Source organism: Pseudoalteromonas sp. TP27 (assembly GCF_056470645.1).
On the sequence record NZ_JARDAK010000010.1, the window covers coordinates 1 to 24945 of the forward strand.

The following is a 24945-nucleotide window of genomic DNA, read 5'->3' on the forward strand; positions in this document are numbered from 1 at the left end:
GAGGTAGAGCAATGCAGGGAGCAATTGCCGAGAACACTAGATACAAAAATTTTTGCCTAGTTCTAGCGTAATTTTCTTAACGTTAAATAGACCCCATATATAAGCAGATTGGTATAAATGCTGAACTTAAAGCTTATGATGAGTTAATTAAAAACTTTAAAAGTATACATAATGATGGGAGTTGGAAATTTGTAGCAAAAGCAATGCTAAACCAAGGTGTTGCTTATCGTAAGGAGGAAAAGTTGAAAGATGCTCTCAACAGTAACACAAGCTTGATTGAGCAGTTTAAAGGCTCGTTGAATGAAGAGATTCAAATACCCGTAGCTAGTGCGATGTTTAACCAGAGTGCTGTATATGGCCTGAAAAAAGACTTTCCCACAGCTCTAAAGCCGCATTCAATGTTGCTTGAAACATTTCACAGCTCAGAAAACAGTGAGATTAGAAACATTATAGCTGCTTCAAAAGCAAATATAGCTGAACTGGCTTTACTTTATGAAGCGGCAGAACAAGTTCTTAAGCGTGTTACAGAGGCTGAAAAAAACTCAGAGGATCCACAGAATTTAGCTGTGATGCAGCTTATTCGCTTTTTACTTAACGATAAAACTATTGAAGAGGTGTTTGCTGCCTTAGCAGCAATGCCGGCGGAAATGAAATTAACGTGTGGTTTTAGAGAGATTAAACATTACTTGGCTAATTTTGAAGGCGAAAAGTTGCAACAGATTCAGGCTGTTGTGAGCTTTTTTGAGCAACATAAAGATATTGAAAAGTTAAGAATTGAGTTAGGGTTAAAAAGTTAGTTTTTGATTTTCATACCTTAATTTGTCGCCATAAATGACGACCTACAAGTAGGACGTGCTTTAGCGCGTAAAGATGTTTGCTGTAGAGTTAAGCTACTCTGTGTTGTCGCCATAAATGACGACCTACATGTAGGACGTGCTTTAGCGCGTAAAGTGGTTTGTTGTAGGGTTAAGCTACTTTGTGTTTTCGCCATAAATGACGACCTACAGCAAGCATCCTTGGGATAACTGAGCTACCTTTTTTAATGAAACTTTGTTTAGAAGAGGTAGTTTTGGATGAGTTGGAGTGATTTAAAAAAAGGGCGAGTATCAATTCAGTCCGGCGAATATTTTATTACTATCACGTGCCAGAATGGGCAGAACATATTTAGTGACTATGAGCTTGCCAATACTTTTTGCAAATGTATTGCTGATAATGAATTTAGTCACCAGTGCCGCTGGTTAACATGGGTTCTTATGCCTGATCACTTTCATGGTTTATTACAGCTTAAAGGGGCTAAGTTAGGCAATGTGGTTGGTCATTTAAAAGGGCTATCATCTTGGCGAGTAAATAAGGTTCGTGGGTTTCGTCAAAATGTGTGGCAGCCTGCGTATTATGATCATGCTTTACGAGAAGAAGAAAATAGAATTGAAATAGCAAGATACATTGCAGCGAACCCTTTAAGGCGTAGCATAGTTAACAAGCTTGGTGATTACCCTTTTTGGAATTCAGTATATTTGTAGGTATTTGTCGCCATAAATGACGACCTACACGTAGGACGTGCTTTAGCGCGTAAAGTAGCTTGTTGTAGGATTGCTGCTTTGTGTTGTCGCCATAAATGACGACCTACACGTAGGACGTGCTTTAGCGCGTAAAGTAGCTTGCTAGAGGGTTGTTACTTTATGTTGTTGCTGTGAACGACGATCTACTGATTACTCACCCAAACACACATCTAAAGCATGCACCTTGTGGTTTTTTTACATAAACCAAATCACCGCCGTGGTTGAGCATAATTTGCCGCGATAAGCTCAAACCAATACCCGAGCCTTGTTGTTTGGTAGTAAAAAAAGGCACGAACACCATATCAATAACGTGTTCAGCAATACCAGGTCCGTTATCGCTGACTTCAATGTAAAGCTGTTGTGCGTGATTTTGTGCGAGGATGAGTTGAATCGTTGGTGCTTTGTTAGGGTTTTGCGCATTATGTTGGTGGCTTGTGGCGAGTACCTCAAGTGCATTTTTTACTAAGTTAACCAGTACTTGTTCTATTTGGCTGTTGTCGAGCATCACTAATTGTTGGGTATTAATATTAAGCTCAAAAGTAGTGCCTTGGTTAAATGCTTGCTGCTGATGTAATGCAACTATTTGTGTGAGCACACTAGTTAAATTATAAGGCGCTAATTTAGGTGTAGGTAAGCTACTTACTTGACGAAAGCGTGCTATAAAATCGCCTAAATGCTCAGTGCGAGACGCAAGTGTAGTGAGTGCGAGTTGTAAGTCTTGCTTATCTTCAAGCTCATCAAAGCACAGCGTTTGCGGTAATAAAGTGGTGCACGTGTTAGCGAGTGATGAAAGTGGCGTTATAGAATTCGCTATTTCGTGAGTTAGCACTTTAGTTAAGCGCTTATAGGCCTGCTGCTCTTTTAACTGCAATTGGTCGTGAATAGACTGTATGCTGACAACGCGGCGAACTTTACCTTGAATTTCGGCGATACTGAGCGCAATTGATAATGTATCTTGTTGTTCACCTGTTTGCCAATGCAGGGTATTACGTACGTTTCGATCGGCTTTTAAAAGAAGATCACCCACAGCGCCCAATTCACTCAAGTGCTTAACGTTTTTACCTAAAAGCTTACTTACAGCGGGGTTTGATTCAATCACTTGGCCACTGTTATCAGACACCAATACAGCCAAATCGACATGAATGAGTAATGCTTGTAAAAACTGAGCTTGTTGCTCGGCATTAAAGCGTGCGGTTTGCATTTGTGCTTTTACTTGATCGAACTGCTGGCGCATTGGGTGGTACTGACTAAGACCTAACGTACTATCGCCATTAGCTAGTGCGCGAATAACTATTTCAGCTTGTTTTTGTTGGCGAGTAAATAGTGTGAAAATATGGGCGCTCAACGTAACACCAACCAAGACGACTAACAATAATGTTGCCGAGAAACCTTTATTAATAAGTAAGTAGCACAGTAATGCACTGCAGCTACTTAATGCGACTAGGTTGAACCCGAGAAAAAAGTAAGGTCGCATGTTTATAATCCATACTTTTCAAGGCGACGATACATAGCACCGCGCGTTAAACCAAGCGCTTTAGCAGCGTGGCTTACATTACCTTGATGATGAGTAAGGGCAGCTCGAACTGTGCGTTGTTCAAGTGCTTCTAAATCAAAAGTGTCGTATGAATTATTATTTTCGATAGGGTTATTAGTGCTGTTGACGTTACTTGTAGTATTACCAACCACTGAACTCACATCAAGATTTTCGCCTTCACTTAATATTACCGCGCGCTCTATGGCGTGGGCTAGCTCACGCACATTTCCCGGCCATGAGTATTGGCAAAGTGATGTCATATCACCTACCGCAATGGTTAGGTCGCGTTTGTATTTCTGTGAAAAATGATTTAGGTAATAATCTACTAGTAATGGAATGTCGTCACTGCGCTCACGTAAGGCAGGTAATCTAATTTCAACAGTATTAATACGATACAGTAAGTCTTGACGAAAGCGACCGTCGACGACGGCTTGCTCAAGGTTGTCGTTAGTGGCGCAAATGAGGCGAATATCAATATCAATTTTTTTACTGCTGCCGATCGGAGTTACTTGGCGGTTTTGCAATGCGGCGAGTAACTTAGCTTGATGTTCAAGAGGTAAGTTACCTAACTCATCTAAAAATAAACTGCCGCCTTGAGCCAACTCAAATTTACCAATTCGATCCACTTTTGCATCGGTAAATGCCCCTTTTTTATGGCCGAATAACTCACTTTCAAACAGGTTTTGCGCCACTGCGCCCATATCTACACTCATAAAGGTGTGTTCGCTGCGCATACTTGCTTGATGAATTGCATGGGCGGTGAGCTCTTTACCTGTACCACTTTCGCCAGTGATTAATATATTTGCGTCGGTTTTTGCGGCTTTTTCGATAGTATTAAATACTTGCTGCATTGCTGCGCTTTGCCCTAAAAATTTAAACGAAGGCGTATTTAGTGCTTGGTTTAGGCCGTGCTTTTGGCGAGTAAGTTTACCAACTTGTTGCTTGTCTTTTGCGTGCGAGAATGCAGCAGCAACCGCGCCAAGTAATTGCTCATTTTGCCAAGGTTTAGCAATAAAATCAGAGGCACCCGCTTTAATGGCATCCACCGCAAGCTGAATATCACTGTAAGCGGTCATCAGTAGCACCACTATATTGGCGTCTTGCTCAATGATTTTTTTGAGCCAATAAAACCCTTCTTTGCCGCTAATCGAATCTTGGCTAAAGTTCATATCCAATAAAATCACGTCAATGGGCTGATCGCTTTCTCGTTGCTTGCTAATAATGCCAGCAATATCAAAGGGGTTATCAGTAGTTTTGACGCTTTGATAGTGTTGCTTTAATAGCAAGCGTGCTGCAATGAGAATATCGGGATTGTCGTCAACAATTAAAATTGAGCCTGTGTGTTTCATGGTTTTTATTTTTATAGAGTTTTATTTAGCCTAAAACAAAAAAGGAACAGTGTCCATAAATGGACGCTTATTAAAATAAAAAGTGTTCTATAAACGGACACCTAAAATATCTATCTGTATAAGGAATTATTCAAGTTGTTGTAATTAAAGAATAATTAAAGTTGGCATACGCTTTGTAATAGCAATAGGTCATTAGTTAAATTAAACCTGTATCAAGGCGGCAACATGGATAAGAAAATAGAACGCTCATTTACTCAAAAGTATTTTAAAAAATTCATCTTTGCAACGATGGCCTTAGGTGTTGCGGCGGCTGCGTATGGCTTTACGCAAACTAGCGATACAGGTCGTAGCCAAAATGTTGAGCTTGGCAGCCTTACGGTTAGCACAGTTAAACAAGGTGCATTTAAAGATGCGTTGAGCTTACGCGGTCAAGTGGTGCCAAAAACCAGTATTTATCTTGATACTATCGCCGGTGGCCAAGTTGAGGAGCGTTTGGTAGAGCAAGGCGAATTTGTAGAAGTAGGCCAACCCTTGGTGCGCTTGAGTAATACTAACTTGCAACTTGATGTTATGGGCCGTGAGGCTCAAGTAACAGAGCAGCTTAATTTTTTACGTAATACGCAAATGAATATGGAAACCAGTCGCTTAAACTTACGCCGAGACTTATTAGAAATAGAGTTAAAGATTACGCATTTAACACGCCGTTTAAAACAAACTAAACCATTAGTTAAAAGTGGGGTGTTGGCGCAAGATAAATTAGCAGAACTTGAGGAAGATTTAAGTTATTACCATGCTCGCAAGGAGCTAACGCTTGAGCGTCAAAAGCAAGAAAGATCAATACGTGAAGTGCAAGTCGCACAGCTGTCAGACAGCGCTAAAATGCTCGAGAAAAACCTTCAATTTGCTCGTCGAAACCTTGACAACTTATTAGTAAAAGCACCTGTATCTGGTTATTTAAGCGAGCTTGATGTAGAAATTGGCGAATCAAAAAGTAGCGGCGCACGACTCGGACAAATAGATATTCCTAACGAGTATAAATTAGTGGTACGTCTTGATGAGTTTTACTTAAATCAGGTGCAGCGCGATATGGCCGTGATGATTGAGCTTGATGATGACGCTACTACTGCCAAAGTGAGCAAAATCGATAGCCGCGTACAGCAGTCTCAATTTCAAATCGAAGTGGACTTACCCAGTAACACTAAAAGTATTAAGCGTGGCCAAAGCATCGACCTTGAGTTAATGCTTGGCAACAATAAAAACGATGCCTTATTACTTAATCGAGGCGCATTTTTCACAAACTCGGGTGGTAATTGGGTTTACGTAATTGAGCAAGGTAGTGATAAAGCACTGCGCCGTGATATTCGTTTAGGTAAAAAAAATCAACATTATTTTGAAGTGCTTGAAGGGCTAAAAGCAGGGGATCAAGTGATCACCTCAAGCTACAGCAACTTCGAAAAAGCACAACAACTACAATTTTAAGGATAACAATAATGATCAAATTAACTAATTTAAGCCGTGTATTTCGTACTCAAGATGTTGAAACAACTGCACTAAGCAATATTACTCTAACCGTAAAAGAAGGTGATTTTTTAGCAATTATGGGCCCATCGGGCTGTGGTAAATCAACCTTATTATCTATTTTAGGCATGTTAGATTCGCCAACGAGTGGAAGCTTTGAGTTTGCAGGTGCTGACATTGCAGGTTATAGCGAAAAACAATTAGCAGAGTTACGTAAAGCTTCAATTGGTTTTGTATTTCAGAGCTTTAACTTAATTGATGAATTGACAGTTTATCAAAATGTAGAGCTGCCTTTGCAATATCAAAAAATTTCAAAAAGTGAGCGTAAAGAGCGTGTTGAAACCATTTTAAAGCGAGTGGGTATTGATCATCGAGGCGATCATTTACCGCAGCAGTTATCGGGTGGTCAGCAGCAGCGTGTAGCAGTAGCGCGAGCTTTGGTGATTAATCCTAAGCTAATTTTAGCCGATGAGCCAACCGGTAATTTAGACTCAAAAAATGGTGATGAAGTAATGGCAATGCTCCGCGAATTAAATAAAGAAGGCACCACGGTAATTATGGTTACGCACTCTGATAAAGAGGGTAATTATGCAGATCGTTTAGTACGCCTACTTGATGGCCAAGTGATGCTTGATAAAGCAAATAACGTACAACAAACGATGGAGGTTGCATAGCATGTTTATAAGTTACTTTATTACAGCGCTGCGTTCGTTCAAACAGCAAAAGCAACATTTTATTTTAAATGTATTAGGTCTAAGTATTGGCTTAGCTTCAGCTATTTTAGTGGCGTTGTTCGCACAAAATGAGCTGTCTTACGATAGTCAGCAGCCACATGCTGAACGTGTTTACCGCGTAGGCCAAGACTTCTCGAAGTTGGGCTTATTTGTGATCCCAATCTTCAATTATTCACAAGGAGCGAAGGCAGTCGAGTATAGCCAAGTGGAAGAAGTCTTTGGTTTGACTATGGTGTCGATGACTAGAGAGGCGATGGTTGACGTACAGTATCGCGATCAGGGTTTTAAGCTCAGCGATTTATATGGAGCAACTCCAAATATTGAGAATTTTATCAATATGAACACATTGGCTGGCGATTTAAAAAATGCTATGAGTACACCTGGTAGCCTAGCATTGAGTGAGTCTGAAGCACTGCGTATTTTTGGTTCTGTGAATGTTATTGGTAATACGCTACAGCACGAACAAGGGCAATATACTGTACGGGCGGTGTTTGCAGATTTACCAAGCAATACTCACTTTGCATTTAAAAACCTAGTGTATGTAAAACATGACCCGAGCAACCTTATGATGAATAGTAGCTACGTTTATATGCGTTTAGCGCCACAGGCCGATCCAATCGCACTTGCGGATACACTTTCTAAACAATACTTTAATGGGCAAATGGCGGGGCAAATTGCCATTGAATTTCACCCACTATTAGACTTACATTTAATAGCCAAATCACCATTTGAAATGAAAGCGGGTGGCGCAAAGCAAGTCGTGATGATTTGTGCGGGTTTGAGTGTGTTGCTTATTTTAATTGCGGGCTTTAACTTTATCAATATGACGGTGGCGCAGTCCACAAGGCGTGCTAAAGAAGTTGGGGTGCGTAAAGCACTTGGCGCAAGTAAAGGGCAGTTAGTAACGCAATTTTTAGCTGAGTCTATGTTGGTTGCGTTATTGTCGATGATTACTGCATGTGTATTAGTAGAGCTGTTATTACCGAGCTTTAATCAGTTAGTCGATCGTGAGCTAGTCGTAATTTATTTTTCAGCCTTTGGCTTGGGTATTATTAGCGTGGTGATTGCTGTAGGCATACTTGCCGGTTTGTACCCTGCATTGTTTATCTCATCATTTAGCGCTAAACGAGTATTAAGTGGCGATTTACAACGAGGCAGTACAGCTACTTGGGTGCGTAAAAGTTTATTAACCCTACAAGCTTCATTGGCAATAGGCCTGATCATTGCCTCTATTACGTTATTAAACCAATTATCTCACTTACAAAGTCTTCCTTTGGGCTATCAAACACAGCAACGCTTAGTGGTTTCAGAGTTGCCTGTGCAATCGGTATTTACGCAGCAGCCTAGCGCACTAATTAATCGCTTGACGGCTATTGATGGCGTAGAGCAAGCAACGATTATTGATACCCGTTTAACCGTTTCAATTAATAATACATTACAGCCAACTTGGCCCAATGGAGAATCATCAGGTGGAATAACCCCTGTGATAGGTTCTGGTTTTGATGTCGTAAAAGGGCTAGGCCTTACGCTCATTGCTGGTAGAGACTTTAGCCGTGAGTTTTCCTCAGACTGGGCGACGCGAGCAAACGGGGTTACAACGGTGGGTACAATTATTACAGAAACCGTTGCCAAGCAGGCTGGTTATAGCAATGTGGCTGATATTGTTGGACAAACAATTAAAGACACAGGGCGTAATGTGGATATGCGGGTTGTCGGTGTTGTAAAAGATGTAAAAATTGGTAATGCACAAGATGCAAATTCTAACATTATGTTTTTATGTGGCTTTAACTATTTAGCACCGGTATCTGAAGTGATTTTAACAGTTAATTTGCAAAAGCTCCCAGCTATAAAGCAAGAAGTGATCGCAGCCTTGGCTGAGGTGTCTAATATTTATGAGCCAAAAATAAACCTACTAGCTGAAAACTATAAAGCGGTTTTAAAAGCTGATGAGCGAGTTTCTCTTGTAGTACTTATTTTTACGGGCCTTGCGGTATTCTTAACCTGCTTAGGTACATTTGGTTTAGCTTCATTTGCCACAATTCGTCGCCAAAAAGAAGTGGCGGTACGCAAAGTACTTGGCGCATCACGTATTAGTATTATGAACCTACTGGCAAAAGAGTTTTTAATTTTAGTATTGGTGAGTGTAGCCATTGCATACCCACTTACCTATTGGCTGGTGGGCGATTGGCTTGCTAATTTTAATGACCGCATCGATCAAGTTTGGTGGGTATATAGCTTAGCAGCTTTGGTTATTGCTGCGATTACTTGGCTCACGGTTGCAAGCCTTGCATTTAAAGCTGCAAGCACAAGGCCATCGCTTACTTTACGCTATGAATAAATAAAGTTCAGTGAATTAAAAAAGGGTTGGGGAATACACTAACCCTTTTTTGTATCGTAAAGTTTATTGATACGGAATGTAATACCCTGGTACATGTGCTTGGGTATATAAGTGCCCGTCAATGTATGAATCTTGTATTAAAGTTCCAATATTTGCAGCGTTAATACGCATACGAGCCACCATTTCATGGACTGCTTCAGCTGTAAAAGCTTCTTCGACAGGAGGATCACCAACAAAATTAGTAAACCACGGGAACCAGCTATTATCATTGCCACTTACGCTTTGGTCGGGGTGGTAGATACCGCCTTGCCAGCGATCAAATTTCAAAGTGTCTAAGCTAAATAGGCCAAAATTTGCTTGTGTCATACATGCATCGGCGGCTTGGTATTCAGGATAGCCAGAATTGGCAGCAAACTGATTGCAAACATTGTGTGGGAGGTTGCTGGTATTTGCTGCAGAATATTCTACAGACCTAAACATAACAGGACGAGAAGAGCTACCCGCCGGGAAAATAATATTTGCCGCGACAGGTGAATTCCACCGTTCATTATACATCGCAATTGATAGGCCTAAGTCCTCTTTGTTTATTGCAACGTTATTTGCATGTGTCCATGAGCCGCCTGGATCAACAGGAGTGCCGCTGTTATCGAATATTGTTCCATGTTGGTTTGCCTCCAGTTGGTTAAGTAGGTTTGGCGTTGTATTGTCGACAACCGTTACTGGGATCATGCTACTAGCTGCACTAGGTGTATAATTTATAGTTGGGTTGTTTAATGCTTTCCAACATAGTAAGCCATAACCATAACCGTCATTTATCATCGGGCAGTTTGCCATGTTTGCTGATGATTGGTTACTTTGATAAGTGTGATTAACCGATGCAGCAGCGGCTTCACCTGTGCCTACTAATACTCCCCACGACTGAAGTGTTATTTGTGCATACGGTAGTTCACTTTCAGGCAAATAGAGTGTGGTGCTAGATATTAAGTTAAGCGCTAAATCGAACTCATAGAGTGCTACAGGGCGCATTTTGCTTTGCGTTTCCTTTGGGTATTGGGCTATCACGGTTTGCTTTGAAGGTGGGGTTAGGTACTTATCACTTACTTGTGCTAATAAATAAATCTGATTTTTTGATATATAGCTGCTTATCAATTTGTTTACGTGCCAAGTTGATAGCTCGCGAGACTTTATAATTTTTGCATTATTATCAGTCAGCTGTAGAGTGCTATCTTGTTGCAAAATCCATGTGTTTTCACTCAAACCAATTACTTTAGTATGTTCAAAATTATATTGATTTTGTTGATCATGACTCTGTGTATTTATAAGTGCTTTGTCATTTATTTGATAGCTTGAAAACGACACTTCCTCGTTGTGATATTGCTGTAATGGGGCTGAATATTGACCAAATAAAGCGGTTAATTCAATTCTAATGGTATTATCTAGTTCTTTAATAACCCACTGATCTTGCGCCTGCTGGTGGAAAGTTATTGGAGTGTATTGACCCTCCTTATCTACGCTGAATGCCTGCCATGTTGTTTCACACTTTGATATGCATAACTTAGACGAGCGAACAAGGGCATGTTGTTCCTGTGAGATTAGAGAATCTTGTTCGTCTTCAAATTTGAACCGTAATGGCGTGCCTCTTTCAGTGATCTCAAAAGAAAAAAGAATGCGCCGTTGGTTACCGCTAACATGCAACGTATTGTGATTATTTTGGCCTAACTTAAGCTTTGAGTAAGTGTTTGAAGTGTGTGTGTTATCGGCGTTACCTAAAAAAGCGGAGCCATTATTATGTTGATGGCTTTGATCTCCTTCTTGGAGCTCTAAAAATTGTAAACGTTGAACACACGCTTCTTCTTTACAAGTTTGTAGCTGTATTTTGCGTTGCTGATACGCAAAATTAAACCAAGGTGTTTGAGCCAAATAGCTCTCTTGGTTTGCATAAAAGAGTACTGGTAGAGTGCTTGTATCAAATTGTTTTGCTATAGCAACACAATGCATACTTGTTGTTATTGTAAGTGCGGTGATAAAAAATGTAAGTAGTTTTTTCATGATGACTCCTTTGCTTTAAACATACAAAAGAGGGTAGGAAACACCTACCCTTTATAAGTTTGATTGCAGTGCTTAATATACAACCCCTTGCTGCTGAATAGCATTAACACCTTGATTTAGCTGAATAGATAGCCAGCCTTCTACATCACTACGAAGAGATGCGGTGTTATCAGGACCTGATTGGCTGGCATAAAACCATAAACCGGTAGGCATAGGTGCGGTAACATTTGGGCCACAAGTAAAGTGATTAGCGGCATACATTACAGCGCCAGAGCTACCAAACTCAAAATGACTATCAGAATAACCGCCATAACCTCGTGCTTTAACATGGGCTTCTGAGTCCAGTGTGAAGTGGTAAACTTCGTTAGGTTGCAACAAAAATGGACTTACGTCAGATGAATCAAATCGAGCTCGCATCGTCGAGTTTACGCTTGCTTCGTTACCCGAACGGGTAATTATACCTGCAATATTAGTAATTAAATCACTTGCAAGTTGTGCATCGAGTAAGCTGCCCGCATTGTCATTAACTATTGCAGCAGTAATACCTAAAGCTGCTTTTATAGTGCCCAGCACCGAGTTAATATCCCATCCAGTGTTAAAGCTCATTGCTGCACCACCGGCTTTATTAAACAATACAATCTCAGGGGCAGAACCAGGTAAATCAACGGCAAACTTTGCGCCATCGGCAGAGTGTGCATTAGTGGCTTTTGACCAAATTTGCTTTGCGGTCCCTTTTACATGGAAACGAGAGGCATAAGTGCCTCTAACTTCTAAGTTTCCTGAACATGAATTACTTTGATTACAATCAAAACCCGCTTGATCGGCACACAGCATTTTTACCGAAAACTCAGTAGAGTTATGATTTATTGTGTTGTCGTAGCCATACGCTTTATGTTTTGACCAACGCTCACCATCGCCTGAATGAAATGCGCCGTAAGCAGTACTGGTAAAGTTAAGTCCGTGTTTAGACATTCCTTTATTGTCGCTATATATTACAGGTGCAAGTGATGATGGGGTTGAAGGGTAATTTGTTACCACAGTACCAGAGCCTGTATTTGGGACTACCATTTGGCAGGCACAGGCTGACTTTGGACCACCCTTTGCATCTTTATTTAATAACTCTTTAATTTCATTATAAGTAGTTGGATCTATTTCCTTGTTATAGCTTAAAACGGAGAGCCCTTTTTTCTTAGGCGCCGCGTAAGTTTCAAACCACGCTTCAAATAACCGTGGATTGTTTATTTCGACAAACTCAGCTAACGAAACCATTTTTTGCATTGTTAACCATTGCTTAAAAAGAGCCGGCTTATATTGTATAAGGTAGCGCGCAAGGTAATAGCTGTCCTCTGGTGAGTGATCAGCAAGCACCGTAGACCATAAATCAAGCGCATTTACGTCTATCTCTTTTATTTGGCTTAAGATTTCTTCGGCCTGATAAGTTGCTGTTAGTTTTTCAATATAATGATTGAGTACCGCTTCTTCATCGTTTTCAGCCATAAAATCAAGCAAAGAAAGCGAGTCAGTAGACCATGCTGAAATAGTCTGCCAAGTTTGTTTGCTAACTTGAGCGGGTGCCATTGCACCATAATCATTTTCTAAAGCGGTAGTACGGTGGTTGGTATTTTCAACAGTACCTGCAAATGCAGTGGTACTTATGATTGCCATATATACAAGAGAACCTAAACCAAGTGGTGTCATTAATGTACGTTTCATTTTTATTCCTCCATAAATAATAAATAAGCACAAATAATGTGCCCTTTTATATTGCTTGTTTATTTTCATCACGAAAGGAATTTGCAGGGTCAGCAGGGGGCGAGTTGGGTAAAAGTGAGAAAAGTAAGGGGATGTAAACATACTGGGTATTATTTTTTGAATTGAATAAATATATATTTGTTTAAATACAGTAATTTAAAAATTAATTTACCCGATTTTACCCAATTGTCCCATGATTTTAAGTGTGATTTATCTTTCTTTGAGGCACACTTTTTGAGTTGGTTTTGTATTTAATAGGTATGTAAATACAGCATCAACAATAGGATTAAGTAAATAAATGGAGGTAAATATAATGAAATACACAATTTTAATATCAAGTCTGTTACTAACAACCTTTGTACATGCGCACAGTGCAAAAATGCTGCAAGAAGAACTGGAAGTTAATGCTCAAAACTGCCCTAAAAAGCAAACAACGTTCCTCGCTTCGATGAAAATATCAACAGGAACATTTGCATTTTTAAAAAGTGATACAAGTAGCGGATGTACGGAAAAAAAGCTTTATATATCGGGAGAAGAGAGTCCAATGTTAGATTGTGGTCAGTTTGATGATTGGCGCTTAGCTTACGACATGGGAAACAATATGTGTGAGTCGTTACACTCAAATATGATGCGTTTCGACAATACATTAAACTCAGATATGCAAATATTTACCCGCTTTGAAGGCCCTTACGAGTTTAAAGGGGACGAACACCATCAAAAATTTAAAGCGAATATGGGCATTACACTAGCATGTTACATCTGTGACACAGCAGAGTAGCTAAACCGTAGCACGAGGTGATATAAGTGATACCTTGTGCTTTTTAATTCTGATTCAGGTTAAATAACCTGAACTCTGGATAATAAATCTATCTCGAGCAGCTATTTTCAGCGCTAACGGCGTTAAATTTACTTGCAATAGGCCAGCTATTGACGCGTAAATTCGCCTTGTTTTCATTGAAAATCTCTGGCTAGAGAAAATAAATTTAAATATCACCATGATTCAATATGTTAGTAAATCTCTTAACCAGAGTTCAGGTTAAATAGTGAGGTGAGGCTTTAGCAAGTACTTCAAGCTTTTGTATTTGTTGTTTTAGTTTATGTAAATCATCATGCTCTTCATTGCAGTGGTTAATAACATAATGTGCGGTTTTTATTATATTACGCCAGCGTGGTTTTTTAGGCAGTGTTTTAATCGCTAAATAGCGCTCTAATGTACGCACCCGCAGCCGACCATCATCAATGTTTACTTTCCACATTTTACTTTCTTCTGCTAGCTCAATTCTTGTTTTTGAGCTTGTTTGCTCCCAAATACTCAGCGATAGCGTCATAACTTCTACAATTAATTGGCGAGTGTCTTGTTCTGTGTCGGTAGCTTCGTTGGGGACGGCGTTATTCACTGTATTTGGAGGTTTGCTTGTTTGTGCTAAATATTTATAGCTGAGCAACACCCCAGCTATAAAGGCACTAAATACTGCTAATACATTATAAAGAGTGAAATAGTTATGTTGTGGCTTATTTGGGAGAATATCGGCTTGCTTCAAGCGTAGCTGGTATATATTGGCCGTATCTGTTCGATTTTGGCGTAACATTGTATTGTAATCTTTAAGCGTACTTAGCGCATCACGGTATTGTTTTGATTGCTGTTGTGACTGAGCGAGTGCGATGTAAAATAACTCTGTTAGTTGGCTGTTTTGATTGTGGTTTTTGGCTAACCCTTGTTTTAATAACACTTGTGCTTCAGTGTCATTACCTTCTAGTTGTTTTAGTTTTGCCTCTATTAATAGCGCGCGTTGGTCGACTTTGTCATTTTGAATAAGACTACGGGTACGTTTTTGTGTTGCTAGCCATTTATGTGCCTCATTAAGCTTATTTTGAGCTAAAGCGATTTCAGCGAGTAGTAAGTAGGCGCGTGAAGCTTGAGTGTGCGCACCACTATTGTTTAACTGCGTGAGCGTTGTGTTTATAAGGTTTATAGCTTTATCAAACTGTAACTTTTTAAAAAACACTTCAGCTAAGCTTATCAGCGTATGGTTTGCCTTTGTTTGATTGCCAAGCTGTGTATGCAGTAAATGTGCTTGTCGAAATGACACGATAGCATCATCTAATTGATTAATATCTCGCGATATATTACCTAAATTATTTAAAGTAACGGCTTGGCGTTTTAAGTCGTTTAATTGCTTTGCAGTGTCGTAACTGTTTAAAAATAAAGTTAAAGCAGTGTCTAAATCCCCAAGCGCTTGATATACATTAGCAAGATCATTCGATGTTTGACCTTCATAACTTAAGTTTTTTAACTGCGTAGCAAGCTTTTGTGTTTTATGAAAATAAGTAAGAGATTGAATATAACCTCTTTGCCTGTATGCATTAATACCGAGTTGCCGCGTTACATGATATTGCTGTGAAATACTTAAACTTTGGCTAAGTAGTTGCTCAAGCTCTGAGTTTGCTAAGGCTAAATCACCAGCTTGTCTATACAGTACAGCTAATTCTAATTTAGCCTCAAATGACGCAGTTGAGTGTGGCTTGAGTTTACTGATTTTTTGCTTGCAGGTTAAAATATCACTCGTTATATCAACTGATTTATTTTGCTCACAAACACTTGCCGATACCGGATAAGAAAAAAGTAAAAATATAATAAAAACAATATTTAGAAACATCACTAAGTACGAGTTGCATTTTTGTTAAACTAAAAATAACACAGTATTAACTTTTCGTCATAAAGATTGTATGACTATTAAATGTTACGTATTTTTTGTGCTGGATTTCCTGCAACCACGGTATTAGCGGTTACGTCTTTGGTGACCACCGAGCCGCCACCAATCACGCTATTATCGCCAATGGTAATACCAGCCAAAATAATAGCTCCGGCGCCAATCCATACGTTATTACCTATAGTTATTGGTGCTGCAAAATTTTCTTTCTGTAGTCTTTGTTTGGGCTCAACTGCATGAGATACCGCTAATAGCTGTACATTAGGGCCAATTAAGCAGTCACTGCCAATCGATATTGCACCTTCATCAATTGGTGCATCTAATACAGTGCAATTAATGTTTATAAAAGTACGATCGCCAATAGTAATTTGATTGCCGTAATCGCAGTGAAAGCCTGCTTCAATTATAACGCCTTCACCACATTCTAGAAATAACTCTCTAATACGTTTTAAGTTGCCTTTGCTCGGACTTTTATTAAATAGGCGGCAGATTTCTTGAGCGGCTTTGCGCTCTTTAAGTAACTCTTTAGTAATTGAATTAAATTGTTTAAACATATTATTTTGAAGTGTTGAGCCACTTCTTCATCCATTCAGATTGGTGTGTGAGTAAATAGGATAAGTTTTCTTTAGCTTGATAGGTATGCCCTTCATACGGGAGCATAATTAGCTGAGCTGTTTTTTTATTAGCAATTAATGCTTGATACATTCTCATTGACTGCATTGGGTAGGTTCCAGAGTTTTGATCGCTTTCACCATGGACTAATAATAATGGCTCATTTATTTTATCTGCGTAAATTAGAGGCGATATATTAATGTATGTTTCCTTTGCTTGCCATAGATTACGTTTTTCTCCCTGAAACCCAAAGGGGGTTAGGGTTCTATTATAAGCGCCACTTCGTGCAATACCAGCTTTGAATAGATCGGTATGCGCAAGTAAGTTTGCTACAGTAAAAGCTCCGTAAGAGTGGCCCATAACCGCTAATTTTTGCACATCAATACGACCAGTTTTCTCTAAAGCATTTACTGCTGCTTTGGCATTTAAATGAATTTGATTAATAAAGTCATCGTTAGGTTCGCTTCCATCAAATGAGGTGATTGGCATTGAAGGAGATTCGAAAACGGCAAAACCGTCATGAAGAAATACCAAGGGACTTAGCGGATCAAACTCTCTAAATAAATTCGTGCGTACTGTATTTTGCTGGCTCAGTTTTTTGTTTTTAAATTCATCGGGGTAAATCCATAAAATAGCAGGGATTTTATCTGATTTATTCCTTTTATAATTGTTAGGTAAATGCAGTGTTCCAACCAGGTTTAATCCATCGCTTCTGTTGTAATTGATAGTAAGTGGCTTGTTAACAAAACTATTTTTATTTTCGCTTGATAAAAGTGAAATCTGTTTTTTGAAACCTTTATTCGTTAATGCGTAGTATTGAGGTGCGCTTGTATTATTTTGCTTTTCTATTATTAAGGTGTCATTAGCGATTCTTATAGGCATTTCTATACTGTCAGTATTGCTTAAAAATATAGTTTCAACAACGTGATTCGATATATTAAAAGATTGAGCTATTGGCTTTATACCTTCTTTACTTTGCCCTGAGGAAAAGAAAAATAAATAATTATCTTGTTCAACTAAAGTTTCATATCCTTCAGGCGTACGGAGAGTCTGTGGATCACCAAAGTCGTTGAATTTATCTCGATAATCTCTTCTATGGATTAAATAATTCACAGACGTTTCGGCGTTGATTAAAGTAGTTTTTGCCTGTTTGCTATCATAGCGCCACTCTTGAAGTATACCCACTCCAGAAGCACCCCATAATACATCGTGAACTCTCCATTTTACTTGATGCACCAGTTTTTTATTCTCGTCAAATGGACTTACTAATTTGTAGATGTGATCATGGTAAGTTTGAGCTAAAGACATGTCACCATTATCATTCGCTTCGACCCAAGTCACAGTTGAGTCTTCTGATGGTAGCCATTTAACTAACCTAGCGCCAATAGGTACGCTATCTTTAGATTTGGGTAGATTAATTTTATCGTTTAAGTTGGGTAAGCTGTATGTGATAGTTGGCTCTTCTATATTAACGATATTATAAGCGCTCCCCCATTTTTTATAAGGTAAATAAGATGACAACTCACTCGGAGGCATGGAATACAGTAAATACTTTCCATCAGGAGAGACGGAGAAATCATTAAACAAGCCACTTTTAGTTAATGTAGAAACTTTACCATTGAGGTCTATCTTCACTAATTTGGTTTGATTGATAGATGTAAACTGATTCTTCATCTCGTCATTTATTAATAAGCTTTGATGGGTCCGCCCTTGATCTGTTTGCAGCTCAGATGACAACAAATTGGGTTTTTTACGTATATATTCAGATGTCTTTATTGGCAAGCTTCGCTGCTTGACGACAAGACTTTGGCCATCAGGTAACCATCGCAAATGTCTTCCGCCAAGACTTGTGGATAAATTGAGATCTGTTAGCTTGTTAGATACATTGTTATTTATATCGTACAACCATAGGTTTGTATTGGCACCCCGTTGAATTAAAAGGGCTACTTTTTTAGCATCAGGAGACCAATTAAAATCGACAATCACTCCTTCTACAGTCTTAATTTCTTCTTTAGCTTTTGTTACAAGATTAAATAAAGTTGCATGGCTATATTGTTCAGTATCAACTCTGCTCGATAAATTAGTATAAAAATCCAGACCAGCCAATGCGACGCGCTGTTGAGATAAATATTCAATTGATGGGTATTTTATTTGGTGTAAAAATATTACCAGCTCCCCATTCGGTGATAATGAAATAGTTTCTTGCCCTGTAGACTCTATGAGATTAGCCCACTTACTATTATCTATTTCAATAGCTACAACGGATGATGAAGCAATGAACCATAACGCTATAAAAAGACAAAGTTTACTCATTTCTTAATGCCTTTATTGGATCTTGTCGTAACGTTTGGTTGATCGGAAAAAAGCTGGCAAGTACTGATATTGCTAATAACCCTAACCAAATAACCGTTGTTAACCACCAGTCTATAGGCAGGTCAACCCCAGGTAATGACATACAATAGCCTATAATTAAAAATGCCAACGAAAAAGCTAACACTAAGCTCATTGTTATGGGTTGCATGAGCTCTAATAAACTTTCTTTGAGCAACCTATAATTGTCAGCCCCCATAGAAAGCTTTACGCCTAAGCTATATCTGCGCACTTTAACTAAATAGCTAACAATACCGTTTATGCCAATACACACCATCAGCAGCGATGTTGATGCTAATACAATAGCCAGCCATGCTGCATTTAAGTGGCGTTGCCTTTTTTCATCAAACATACTTGTTAAAGAGGCTATGTTATTAATGTCTAATCGTTGGTCTACTTCTAATACTGCTTGTTGAATATCGGCAATTGCATTATTTTCATCTGCAACAGTAATCAAATACGTAAATTGTTGCCAACTAGGGTAATCTTTAGGTGTAAAAACTTCAAAGTCTTCACTTTCAGGGCTGCCAGGCACATAGGTATTGCTGACAATGCCTATGATTGAGTAATACTTTTTATTATCAAAACTCACTTTACTATTTAGTACTTCATTACTGTTTTTATTAAGTAAATCTGCAAGGCGTTGATTGATAATGATCGGTGGGTTTTCGAGTTGTTCATCCCCTTTGGCAAAGCCTTTACCCGTTATCGTTAAGTTAAGTTCAGTAAAGTAATTGGCAGTTATTAAGCTATTACGTGCTTGGGCAATATACTGTCCAGCTTCGTTGTATATTTGATTGACGTTAACCGTTTTAGGTAACCTCATTTCAGACGAAGCAGCTAAGCTGCTCACATTATTAAGCGTCAGTAACCGCTGGTTAACTGCTTTGTGTAAATTAATACGCTCGCCGGATTTATCGACATTACTATAGTTTATTGTTAATGAATATTTACCTTCTGTATTCAGCCCGTTATCTCTGAGTGCTTCAGAAAGAGTTACTAAAACTACGTGGCTAGCAGTGGTTAATACTAAAAACGAAAACAAAATTTGCAGACCAACAAGTAAATGGCTGGTGGCTGAGCTCATTTGCTTACCCGTTCCTTTACCGCTGCTTTGTAGGCTGCTCATTAAGTTTTGCTCCTTCACTACACTAAGTTCTATAAATGAATAAAGTGAGGCAATACTAATAATCAGCAAAGCTGAAAATAACAAAGTATTAAAGCTAAGAGAAAGCGTGTCTAAACGTTGAATGGCGTCAGCTGCTAGGTTTTGAATAACGATAAAGCCGATTTGAGTAAGTGTTAAAGCAAGAAACACTGCAACACTAATAAGTAAAACATTGTGTTTTAACGTTTCAATAATTAGTTGCTTTTTGCTTGCCCCAAATGCAAAGCTGATTGCAAGGGGTTTGATGCGCGTAATGGCTTTAGCGAGCTGCATACTAGACAGGTTGATAAGAGCAATGAGCATTAATAAACACACACCCAATAATAGCATTAATACAATCTTCCCGCTGTCACCCCTAAGTGCATCATTAAATGCAGTAACACGCGCATCCACAGTAAAGTCTTTCAAAATATTAGGCGCGTGCAACTGCGCACCTTTGAGCGATAAATCACTTAATTGTTTACTAATTTCTTGTTCTGAGGTTGCGGGCTTAAATCTAACCACGCTCTTATATGCGCCCATAAAGCCGTTAGATGTTTTAGGGTTAAAGGCTTCGTCAGCATCAATAGGTAACCAAATTGCGTTATTTATCTTATTGTAATTAGGTAGTACAAGGTTGTCGGGAGCAACGCCAACAACAGTGAAGCGGCGTTGATTAAGTTGTATTTTTTTACCAACAATATCAGGGTCACTATTATAGTGGGCTTGCCAAGCACGATAACCTAATACGACCGACATTTGCTGAGTACCGAGCGCTTCTGATTTGTTAAATAACCGACCAAGCTTGGGTTGTACGCCGAGTAAATCAAATAAATTATGTGTGGCAAGTATTACGTCCACAGCAGGTCTTGTTGGTTTATCTAGTAGTTTATAGTCAGTCCACTTATGATAAGTAGCAACATCAGTAAAAACGGTGTTTTCACTCTGTATGTAGCTCATTACTTTTGAATTACTTGCAGGCCCTGAATAACCTTTAGAATTAATTGTGCCTTCAAGCAAATATAAGTTATCGCTCTGCTGATAAGGTAATGGGGCGAAAAACACTAGATCAACTAAGCTAAATGAACTAAGCACCATCGACAATGTTAATGCCAGTGTAAAAACGGTGGTGAAATAGTATTGTTTGGCACGTTTAAAAGTATCGTAGGCTGTTTTTAACATAGCTGAGCAGCCTGATCTACATCTGCAGTAACCACAGTGCCATCTTTTAGCTGAATATTACGCGTAGCCATATTGGCATAGCGCGGATCATGGGTAACCAATACAATGGTTGTGCCTTGCTGATTAAGGTCTTTTATTAACGCCATGATTGCATCGCCGTTTTTTGAGTCTAAGTTACCTGTGGGCTCATCGACCAGCATGATGCCAGAATCGCCAGCTAGTGCGCGTGCAATCGATACGCGTTGTTGTTGACCACCAGAAATTTGATTCGGATGTAAATCAGCTTTATCAGCGAGGCCCACTTTTTCTAGGCAATCTAACGCTCTTGCGTGACGTGATGATAAAGAGTCACCACGGTATTTTAGCGGTAGCGCAACATTTTCAAGTACGGTCATTTCATCAATTAAGTTAAACGATTGAAACACAAAGCCAATGCGATTACCGCGTACTTTTGCACGTTGATTTGAGTCCATATCAGAGACCAGTAAACCGTCAATGTAATATTCACCGCTTTGAGGTGTGTCAAGTAGTCCCATTATGTTCAGTAGCGTTGACTTACCACAACCAGAAGGCCCAGAAATAGAAATAAATTCGCCGTCGTATACCGTAAAGCTAATCCCTTTTAAAATTTGACTGACTTGTTCACCATTAGAAAAAGACTTACTTAGGTTATTAACTCTTAAGATTTCAGTATTCATGTTTTTCCTTAACTAGCGATTTTTATAGTTGTTGTTTCAGCGGGGATATCTAATGTAGAAATAATGACTTGTTCACCAGGCTCTAACCCTGACAACACTTGGATAAGTTGCCCAGATGCTTTGCCGTATTGCACTTCAACTTTAATGGCTTTGTTATCCATTGTGAGTTTAAATAATGAGCCATAGCCGCCTTCGCTTGCACCTGTTGGTTGTTTTATATAATTCACTTCTTTTTGTACATCGGCAAAAATAGTCGCATCGACTTGTTGCATGGGTTTCATGGTGTCTGATTCTGAAGCTTCGAGTTCAATATCAATTTGTACAGCACCATCGCTGATCACAGGATCTACACGTACTACTTGGCCGCGCACTTGGTCATTCAAGGTGCTAATTTGGGCTGTCATACCTATTTGAATTAAATGAGCTTGAATTTGCGGTACTTTTATTTCACCAACCAAAGGAGAGAGGCTTCCTATTAGCGCCAGTTCAGAACCTGCAGTGACGCTTTGCCCTAAACTTAAGGGCAAGCGTTGAATAACACCGTTCATACCTGCTTTAACTGAAAGTTGCTCTACCATTAATTTGGCGACATCAAACTCGTCTTGCGCTTGGGCTATTAAGTCATCTTGAATTGAAAGCGACTCTTTTTGCATCTGTGCTAATTTATCAAGCTTAGATTCTTCAAGGTTAATACGCTTTAATAGCTGTTTGGCTTCGAGCTCATTTTTCTTAGCGCTGATCCCAGAGACAATACCAGATTTAGCCAGTGTGCGTTCTGCTTCAACTTGTAACATGGCAATTTCAGATTGTGCTTTTAGCTCTGACACGGTTGACTCGTTATTTAACAACTCGCGTTGTTGTAGCAATACGGTTTGCCGCTTTTGGGTTTTGGCATTTTTAAGTTTTGCTAATGCCAAGCGCAGTTTACTTTCGAGCTCGGGGTTATTTAAAGTGAGGATCACAGTGTCATGGTTAACCACAGCACCCGCTTTTAGTTTTATTTCGTCAACTACGGCATTGCTAGTTGCAGTAAGCAGCCGTTTATTGATTGATTGCAATAAACCATATCCATCCACTTTTATTGAAAAATCACCGCGCTCAACCTTCGCAATAGTGACAGAGTCTTTTGATATAATTTCGGCATTATCGGCAAAACCTAGTTGCCAACCTGAGATAAGCATAACGACAGATAAACCTATCAACCCTTGATAGATTAGTTTAGATGTAAATTTCATAGTTATTCCTTTTGTTATTCTTACCATGGTATTTAATCACACAGCTTGGGCTAACGTTTGGTTCTTAATTAATTCTTCGAGATCAATTATTCTATCTGCTGCTTGTATTGTCTCTTGCCTATGAGCAACACTAACCCTAGTTATTTTTTTTGATTTTAAATATTTATTTACTTGCAATTCAGTAGCAGCATCAAGGTGGCTTGTTGCTTCGTCTAAAAATAAAATGATTGGTTGACTGTAAAGCGCTCTTGCCAAAAGCAATCTTTGTTTTTGACCACCTGACAATGAGCTACCTAAATCACCAACTTGAGTATGTAAACCCATAGGCATGCTTTGAATCTCATGCCATATAGCAGCACCTTTAATGGCTTCTGTGATTTTATCTAGATCAGGTTTAGGTTCAAAAAAGGAAATATTCTCAACTAAAGATCCATTTAGTAATTGGTCATTCTGCATTACCGTTGCACACATTGAGCGAAAGTTTCTCATGCCAAGCATGTTTATCGAATGCCCATCTAATAAGTAATCACCTTGTTCTGCTTTAATTAATCCAGTCATTAATTTAAGTAGTGATGATTTCCCTAAACCAGAGCGGCCGATAATTGCGACTGATTCTCCAGCATTTATTTTAAAATTGATTCCTTTAAATAACCAAGGAGAGGATGTTGAATATCGAAAATGCAGGTCGCGAACTTCAATGTGGCCTTTTGCTTGTTCTTTGGTTATTGTTAGTGAGGTATTTTCTTGCTCTTGGTTTTGCATCACTATATCAGACATTCTCCGTAAATAAGTTGAGGCTAACTTGAACTTAAATATATGATCTACCAGAGTTTGTGTGCTGCTCGAAAATTGTTGTCTATAAGCTAGGAAAGCAATAAACATCCCTATAGTAAATTGTTTATTTATTATTAATGTCGCGCCAATAAATATAACGATTAAATATTCAATTTTACTGATTAGATCCTGGCTAATCTCTGCCGCAATCGTGACCTTTTCACGTTTAATATTTTCATTTGTAGTATCTGCAAATAAATTGAGCCATGAAGAAAGTCGGGTACTTTCTTTTACATAGCATTTTATGGGCATAATTGCTCTGATAGTTTCTAAAAAATGGCTATTTTCTTTTGCTTGCTTGGATAAAACTTGTTCTAAATGTTTATTCTCTTTGTTGGTTAAATAAAGCCTAAGCAATAATGTGAAAGAGAGGAATGATAAAGATACTAAAGCAAGTGTTGGTGAGTAAGTATACATAATGATTAAAGTTGTTATGCCTAGCAAGCCTTCGACAATGGCAGAAATAAAACCACGACTTATCATTCTTTGGACTTCATTAAATGCTTCAAACCTAGATTTAATATCGCCAACATGGCGAGATTCAAAAAACGAAAGGGGTAAATGAAGTAAATGGCGTTGGATATTAGCTTTTACTTGAAAACCTAAGTTTTTGTCTAAATATAAAATTGCAGCTGAGCGAATAATATTACTAAAAGTTGTTAGTAAGGTGACGGCTATAAATGCGATTAGCAACCATATTAACATTCCACTATCGGAGAGTGGAATTCCATGATCTATCACAATTCTAATATAGTAGGGGGATATTAAGAGGAAGCATTGCAGAATCAAGGCGACAACGAATATCTTAAATAATGAGGATGCGAGTCCTTCAATATTGCCAATGAATGCTCTGAGCGGCATCTTCACTCGTTCATCGGCTACAGTAAATGCAGGTGTTGGAGTTAACTCGATTGCTATGCCTGTAAATGCTTCAGAGACTTGTTTCCAATCTAGTTTGATTTTCCCTTTGGCAGGATCATGGATAATAATGCCAGTCCTATTTACCGAAGCAAGTGTGACAAAGTGATTAAAGTTCCAATGTAATATTGCTGGGCCCTTTAGTTTTGACAATTGACCAAGCTCTAGCTTTAATACTCGCCCAGATAGGCCAATATCATCTGCAATTTTTAAAATGTGCTTAACTGTTATTCCTTGGCTACCAACGGGGTAGCGTTGTCGCATAGCAAGCATATTTACTTTATAGCCGTGATAAAAAGCAATCATAGCTATACATGTGATACCACATTCAGCTACTTCACTTTGTAAGAAAAGAGGTAGTTTTGATGGTTTAAAGTCAATGTAGTCTGTGAGACGCATTTAAAT

General features: G+C 38.9%; 18 protein-coding genes. 6 read left to right on the forward strand and 12 right to left on the reverse strand.

Going from position 1 to position 24945, the window contains the following annotated elements:
• The first annotated feature begins 203 nt into the window (after positions 1 to 203).
• Positions 204 to 797 (forward strand): hypothetical protein, encoded by a 594-nt coding sequence (locus PX700_RS12600; RefSeq protein WP_479520885.1) that lies wholly within the window; start codon positions 204 to 206, stop codon positions 795 to 797.
• Between the two features lie 17 nt (positions 798 to 814).
• Here the strand turns inward: PX700_RS12600 and PX700_RS12605 are convergent, their stop codons facing one another.
• Positions 815 to 991 (reverse strand): hypothetical protein, encoded by a 177-nt coding sequence (locus PX700_RS12605; protein WP_415638091.1) that lies wholly within the window; start codon positions 989 to 991, stop codon positions 815 to 817.
• Between the two features lie 82 nt (positions 992 to 1073).
• Between PX700_RS12605 and PX700_RS12610 the strand changes: the two genes are divergently transcribed.
• Positions 1074 to 1520 carry an REP-associated tyrosine transposase gene (locus PX700_RS12610; RefSeq protein WP_415638090.1) on the forward strand — a complete coding sequence of 149 codons (447 nt, stop codon included), beginning with the start codon at positions 1074 to 1076 and terminating at the stop codon, positions 1518 to 1520.
• A 193-nt stretch (positions 1521 to 1713) separates the two neighbouring features.
• Here PX700_RS12610 and PX700_RS12615 read toward each other — a convergent pair whose 3' ends face one another.
• Complete coding sequence (locus tag PX700_RS12615; RefSeq protein WP_479520886.1) at positions 1714 to 3033, reverse strand: sensor histidine kinase; 1320 nt, start codon at positions 3031 to 3033, stop codon at positions 1714 to 1716.
• A 2-nt stretch (positions 3034 to 3035) separates the two neighbouring features.
• The gene (locus PX700_RS12620) at positions 3036 to 4442 is read right to left on the reverse strand and encodes a sigma-54-dependent transcriptional regulator (RefSeq protein ID WP_479520887.1); all 1407 of its coding nucleotides are present in this window, start codon (positions 4440 to 4442) and stop codon (positions 3036 to 3038) included.
• Between the two features lie 225 nt (positions 4443 to 4667).
• Between PX700_RS12620 and PX700_RS12625 the strand changes: the two genes are divergently transcribed.
• The 3 genes from PX700_RS12625 to PX700_RS12635 are packed head-to-tail and all read left to right on the forward strand — an operon-like array spanning position 4668 to position 9032.
• The gene (locus tag PX700_RS12625) at positions 4668 to 5921 is read left to right on the forward strand and encodes an efflux RND transporter periplasmic adaptor subunit (protein ID WP_479520888.1); all 1254 of its coding nucleotides are present in this window, start codon (positions 4668 to 4670) and stop codon (positions 5919 to 5921) included.
• Positions 5922 to 5932: 11 nt separating this feature from the next.
• Positions 5933 to 6634 (forward strand): ABC transporter ATP-binding protein, encoded by a 702-nt coding sequence (locus tag PX700_RS12630; protein ID WP_138585638.1) that lies wholly within the window; start codon positions 5933 to 5935, stop codon positions 6632 to 6634.
• Position 6635: 1 nt separating this feature from the next.
• Positions 6636 to 9032 carry an ABC transporter permease gene (locus PX700_RS12635; protein WP_415638088.1) on the forward strand — a complete coding sequence of 799 codons (2397 nt, stop codon included), beginning with the start codon at positions 6636 to 6638 and terminating at the stop codon, positions 9030 to 9032.
• Between the two features lie 63 nt (positions 9033 to 9095).
• Here the strand turns inward: PX700_RS12635 and PX700_RS12640 are convergent, their stop codons facing one another.
• Together PX700_RS12640 and PX700_RS12645 are read right to left on the reverse strand one after the other, a co-directional pair.
• Positions 9096 to 11081 (reverse strand): hypothetical protein, encoded by a 1986-nt coding sequence (locus PX700_RS12640; protein WP_479520889.1) that lies wholly within the window; start codon positions 11079 to 11081, stop codon positions 9096 to 9098.
• Positions 11082 to 11153: 72 nt separating this feature from the next.
• On the reverse strand, positions 11154 to 12794 hold the full coding sequence (locus tag PX700_RS12645; RefSeq protein ID WP_415638086.1) for a hypothetical protein: 1641 nt from the start codon (positions 12792 to 12794) through the stop codon (positions 11154 to 11156).
• Between the two features lie 352 nt (positions 12795 to 13146).
• Between PX700_RS12645 and PX700_RS12650 the strand changes: the two genes are divergently transcribed.
• Entirely contained in the window at positions 13147 to 13611 is a 465-nt protein-coding gene (locus tag PX700_RS12650; protein WP_415638085.1) for a hypothetical protein, read from the forward strand.
• Positions 13612 to 13864: 253 nt separating this feature from the next.
• Here PX700_RS12650 and PX700_RS12655 read toward each other — a convergent pair whose 3' ends face one another.
• The 7 genes from PX700_RS12655 to PX700_RS12685 form a co-directional block, all read right to left on the reverse strand.
• Entirely contained in the window at positions 13865 to 15490 is a 1626-nt protein-coding gene (locus PX700_RS12655; protein WP_415638097.1) for a tetratricopeptide repeat protein, read from the reverse strand.
• 77 nt (positions 15491 to 15567) lie between these two features.
• Positions 15568 to 16098: a sugar O-acetyltransferase gene (locus tag PX700_RS12660; RefSeq protein WP_415638084.1), complete on the reverse strand. Its 531-nt coding sequence runs from the start codon at positions 16096 to 16098 to the stop codon at positions 15568 to 15570.
• A gap of 1 nt (position 16099) precedes the next feature.
• Complete coding sequence (locus PX700_RS12665) at positions 16100 to 18469, reverse strand: S9 family peptidase (protein ID WP_415638083.1); 2370 nt, start codon at positions 18467 to 18469, stop codon at positions 16100 to 16102.
• A complete protein-coding gene (locus PX700_RS12670) occupies positions 18462 to 20855 on the reverse strand; it encodes an ABC transporter permease (protein WP_479520890.1) in 2394 nt (797 codons plus the stop codon). The genes PX700_RS12665 and PX700_RS12670 overlap by 8 nt, the downstream gene beginning before the upstream one ends.
• Positions 20849 to 21553 (reverse strand): ABC transporter ATP-binding protein, encoded by a 705-nt coding sequence (locus PX700_RS12675; protein ID WP_415638081.1) that lies wholly within the window; start codon positions 21551 to 21553, stop codon positions 20849 to 20851. The genes PX700_RS12670 and PX700_RS12675 overlap by 7 nt, the downstream gene beginning before the upstream one ends.
• 8 nt (positions 21554 to 21561) lie before the next feature.
• Positions 21562 to 22788, reverse strand: coding sequence for an efflux RND transporter periplasmic adaptor subunit (locus tag PX700_RS12680; RefSeq protein ID WP_415638080.1), 1227 nt, complete (start codon positions 22786 to 22788; stop codon positions 21562 to 21564).
• 36 nt (positions 22789 to 22824) lie between these two features.
• A complete protein-coding gene (locus PX700_RS12685) occupies positions 22825 to 24939 on the reverse strand; it encodes a peptidase domain-containing ABC transporter (RefSeq protein WP_415638079.1) in 2115 nt (704 codons plus the stop codon).
• Positions 24940 to 24945 lie beyond the last annotated feature (6 nt).